Genomic DNA, 4,333 nt, shown 5'->3' with positions numbered 1-4,333 from the left:
ATCGTTCGATGAGAACGAAGCGGTCGGGCTCGTCGCTCACCCGGTGCATGTCGTACCGCAGGCATCCCGGCTCGGCTCGCACGATCGGCGCTAGACGCTCGAATGCAGTGACCTGTTCCTGGCCGCGGCCCGGAAGTGCGTTGCTGAGGATGACGAGTTGTATCGGCTGCGACATGCGTTGAAGCGAAGTCAACCCAAGGGGTATCCCGCAACCGCTGGTCACGGGGTGAGACGAACTTGGTACGGCGGGTGTGATCACGGCGTCGGAGTCGTCCTAATCTCCAGGTGCAGCCGGTCCGTGGAGGCGTCAACGTAGATCGGTGCGCAGTCCGTGCTCAGGCGGTGGCGGTCGCATGGGCGCCAGATGTATGCCTGAAAGAGGCGAGGCTTCAAGGCCTCTCAGAAGAGGGGCAGGCCACCCTCCCTCGCTGATGGTCTCCGTCCCCACATACAGTCCAACGAGTCGATATTCGCGTGACGCGGCGGGAACACCGCCAAACTCCCTTCATGGCCCGCACCCAACAACTCGCGCTTTAGAGATCGTCTCAACTGGCTTGATCGCTAGGCTCACGGACGTGATGGCGATGGTGGAGCGGTTGGTGCCGGATGGGTTGTGGGAGCTGTTCCAGCGGGTGGTTCCTGCTGCTCCGATGCGGCCGCAGGGTGGTGGCCGACGCAGGTACGGGGACCGGCAGGTGTTGGCGGCGATCGTGTTCGTGGCCACGACGGGCTGTACGTGGCGACAGCTGCCGCCGATCTTCGGTCCGTCGGGCCCGACCGCGCACCGCCTGTTCACCGAGTGGAGCCGGGCTCGGGTGTGGGGCAAGCTCCACCGTTCGGCCCTGGACGAGCTCGGCGCGCGCGGCGCACTGGACTGGTCGCGGTGCGCAATCGACTCGGTGAACATGCGGGCAGCGAAAGGGGGACCTGACGGGTCCGAATCCGGTAGATCGCGGCAAGAAGGGCTCAAAGATCCACTTGATCACCGAGCGGACCGGTCTGCCCATCTCCATCGGGATCTCTGCCGCCAACACTCATGACAGCCAGGCCCTGGAGCCCTTGGTCCAGGGTATTCCACCCATCCGCTCCCGGCGCGGACCCCGTCGTCGACGACCCGCCAAGCACCATGCCGACAAGGGCTACGACTACGCCACCTGCGGCGCCGATGGCTCCGGTCCCGGAACGTCACACCGCGCATTGCCCGCAGGGGCATCGAGTCCTCCCAGAGGCTGGGCCGCCACCGTTGGACCGTGGAGCGGACGGTGGCCTGGCTGGCCGGCTGTCGCCGCCTGCACCGTCGCTACGAGCGCAAGGCGGAGTACTTCCTGGCCTTCGTCGGAATCGCTGCCGCCTTGATCTGCTACCGCCGGCTCGACCAGCCGGCCAGGTCACACGACGCCGAGAAAACCCGGATCGACTCCGTCGAACTGTCGGCATGAGTCCCGGGCGACGCCAAGCAACTCCGTCATGGGCACAGCTCGACGGCTGGTCGCGGAAAGGTCCTGACGTGCCTCGGCAGACCACAACGGCGGGAACAGCGACAGGCCCTGATCACTGTTCAGCGCCTCGACCTCAATTTTCCAGCCGGGCCAGCGAAGATTCGCATAGAACTCATCAATTGCCCCCGATACCAGCCAGACCATCCATGCTGAGTGACCGACTCCCAAAGCCTCCCAGCGAAGCGAATCCGGAGCGAAGTAGACCATCTCCCCAGGGGCCCCAGGACGTCCGTGGCCCGCCGGATCTCCGCCGTTGAGAACAAAGACACCGCCCAGCACGTCCTGGGCCACCACCAGACCGGGATCAGCCCGCCACGCAGGGTCGAACGCTCCAGGGAGCTGATTGACCTGCGCCAGACTCGGCCCCACGTGCCGCGCCGTCCACGGGGCTGCCGAAGACCCGCAACCATCCGTCGTCCACCAGCAGACCGCCACAGTGCAGCACCACCGCGCCCAAATACGACCTGGCCGTGACCTGTAACTGGAGAAGTGACGCCTTCCCCAGGCCGCCATCAGCCGGGAGCACCTCGACGGACACTGGCCCGGCACCGACGATCTCCCTGAGCTCAGGCCAAGCCGGTTCCTCGACGTCGATCAACTCGCTCAACTCGCGCATGCCCGCATCGTCGCACCCGCACCATGCGGCCCCAACCGCCAGGGAGCTTCGTCGCACCAACCGCATATCGAGACGACCTCTTAAGCCCTGACTGCAACAACGCTTCCGCGGCGGCACCATCAACGCCGCCGCCCTCTTTCGCGAAATCCGAGAACGCGGCTACCGCGGCAGCCGCGTCGTCGTCACCACATACATCGCGACCCTCCGCGCCGGTACCGCCGCCCCCGAGCCGCCGTCCCCGAACCACCGCGGCCGGTACGTAGCGATCCGGCGTGATCATGTCGCGCGAGGCGACCGGTCGCGCCCTACTCGCTCAGCCCTATGAGTCCCCAGCCGTGCTGGGCGGCTTCGGAAAGGTCGCGGCACCAGTCGTCCAGCAGTTCGGAGAACTCGTCGAAGTCGCGGACCCAGCCCTCAGGTACGGCAGGATGCTCATCAAACGGCCCACGCAACCCCTCGAGCCAGGGCCGTACCTCCTTTGAAGTCGCGGCCAGTTCCCGCACGCTGGCCGGCGACCTCGCGAGCAGCACGCCATAGGCGACGGCGGGGTCGTCGCAGAAGAAGCCCTGATCCACGTGCTCCGTCTCACCGTCCAGCCCTCCCCAGGTCCGCCCGGGCAGCAGGGCATCCAAACGGGCCCGTACCAGTGGGTCGGCATGGTCGCGTACGGACTCCCACCGCTCCCCAGCCCAGAGGTGGGGCTTGAACGAACCGAGGGTGCCTCGGAACTCGTAGACGGCGAAGAGGGCGCTGCCGGCCCCTCGTGGCCAATTCCAGTTGCCTTCGACCACTGGCGCATCGTGATCCCATAGCCCGGTCTCGTCGGCGTACCAGGCATCCCTCAACCGCGACAGCCTGTCCCTGGACGGAACCTCACCCAGCCGTGACCAGTCGGCGATCATCACAGTGATGTCCAACCCCATGCGCGTGCGAATACCGATCACCTGTACTGCGGCGTGCCGGTGACGGAGCCCGGCCTCGGATATGTCGCCGGCTGTGAACGGACAGCCCGAGTCGGGTTGATCAACAACTGCCGTCCGAATCCGTCGACAAACGCTGTCCTTGGACAGGTTCTGGCTCGATTTCCGTGACGCGTGTACGGCGAGCATCACCGCGTGGGAGGCCGGCCGAGCCGAGAGCCGAACGCCTCGAGGCCCACTGCAGGCTGCTCGAGGGCCTCGCCCGCCGCAATCCCGCGCCGGCCAGCCCTTCCGGGAGCGAGCATCTCGCCTCACCCCGCCTTTCCTTGACACAGCCGGATACGGCTGGGGCGCAGGTGCCTCAGGAGTCAGCTGCCCGGGATTGGGCTGTAGGTCGTTCCCGCGGTGGTAGAGGCCGGTCTCGGGGGCGCGATTGGGGGTTGTGAGGCTCGCCGTCCACGAGTTCGTGCGCGTACGGTCAGGAGACGGGTGCCGTGTCTGCGGGGCCGCTCTGCTGCGGGATCGTGGCCTGCACCGTGTTCGTGCGGTGCATGGCCCAGTGTTTGGCGAGCCATTTGACGTGGTCCGCGGTGACGCTCACCGCGAGCGGCGCGCAGTGGAGTTTGGCGTAGTCGGGGAAGGGTTTGAGGTCGTCGGCCAGATGCAGGCGCCGGCCTGCTGCTGCGCCGTGACCTCCGTGCCGCGGTCTGTAGTGCGTGGCGGGGTTGTCGTCGTAGCCCGCGCCGATCCGCTTGCCACCGTCCTTTGCCAACATCAACCAAGCCCTCATGCGTCTCCTCCCGCCACACCTACGAACAACAGGCCCACCCCTCTCGTGCGACGAGCGGCGTCAGGGGGATCAACGTAACGGGCGGCACTGGCACTGACATTGATGCTGGAACATCAGGCCAGAACGACGACGCCGCCGTCACGTTGCGCGGGCCATGGAACCCCGCTGCGGCTCGTCCCGCGGCGTAAGCCTCCTTGTCCGGCTGCGGGCAAGTGCTGCAGGACTGCGTCGACTGTCCGGCGATGTTTACGCCAGCGTCGCCGGTTCGTGGTGCGGCCGGTTCCCGACCCATGCTCTGACGCCCCTCTCCCGCTGCGCGGTCACCGGCGCAGCCTCATCCCCGAGGGCGAGGAGCGACCGGCGTTGTGGTCTTCCGTGTTCTGCGCCCCGTGTGCCGCCCTCGTCCGGCTCGGGAAACGCTCGCCGCCGGTCGCTCAGCGAGATCCGAGCCGGCGTCTGGCACCTCGCTGTCGGAGAGGCCGACGGCACCCTCGTCGTCCAGAGCCCA

General features: G+C 67.1%; 3 protein-coding genes and 2 pseudogenes. 1 reads left to right on the top strand and 4 read right to left on the bottom strand.

The window, feature by feature from the left end; translation table 11 throughout:
- Positions 1-175 (bottom strand): putative quinol monooxygenase (locus tag VIU94_RS30685; RefSeq protein WP_331916306.1); only part of this gene is annotated, 175 nt, incomplete at its 3' end.
- Between the two features lie 409 nt (positions 176-584).
- Here VIU94_RS30685 and VIU94_RS30680 point away from each other — a divergent pair.
- Positions 585-1,439 (top strand): annotated as a pseudogene (locus tag VIU94_RS30680) (IS5 family transposase).
- Here VIU94_RS30680 and VIU94_RS30675 read toward each other — a convergent pair.
- The 3 genes and pseudogenes from VIU94_RS30675 to VIU94_RS30665 form a co-directional block, all read right to left on the bottom strand.
- Positions 1,389-2,115 (bottom strand): annotated as a pseudogene (locus tag VIU94_RS30675) (DUF2625 family protein). The pseudogenes VIU94_RS30680 and VIU94_RS30675 overlap by 51 nt on opposite strands.
- Positions 2,116-2,420: 305 nt before the next feature.
- Positions 2,421-3,038: a hypothetical protein gene (locus tag VIU94_RS30670; protein WP_331916304.1), complete on the bottom strand. Its 618-nt coding sequence runs from the start codon at positions 3,036-3,038 to the stop codon at positions 2,421-2,423.
- Between the two features lie 475 nt (positions 3,039-3,513).
- On the bottom strand, positions 3,514-3,810 hold the full coding sequence (locus VIU94_RS30665) for a hypothetical protein (RefSeq protein WP_331916302.1): 297 nt from the start codon (positions 3,808-3,810) through the stop codon (positions 3,514-3,516).
- Positions 3,811-4,333 lie beyond the last annotated feature (523 nt).

It is taken from the genome of Streptomyces sp. (genome assembly GCF_036566765.1).
Classification (GTDB): domain Bacteria; phylum Actinomycetota; class Actinomycetes; order Streptomycetales; family Streptomycetaceae; genus Streptomyces.
Note: the sequence above shows the minus strand (reverse complement) of the source record. Positions and strands in the feature narration are given on the sequence as shown.

Bases quoted from the DNA above. Each gene is read 5' to 3' on its own strand.
- VIU94_RS30665 (WP_331916302.1), bottom strand. From the start codon at position 3,810: ATGTTGGCAAAGGACGGTGGCAAGCGGATCGGCGCGGGCTACGACGAC.
- VIU94_RS30670 (WP_331916304.1), bottom strand. From the start codon at position 3,038: ATGGGGTTGGACATCACTGTGATGATCGCCGACTGGTCACGGCTGGGT.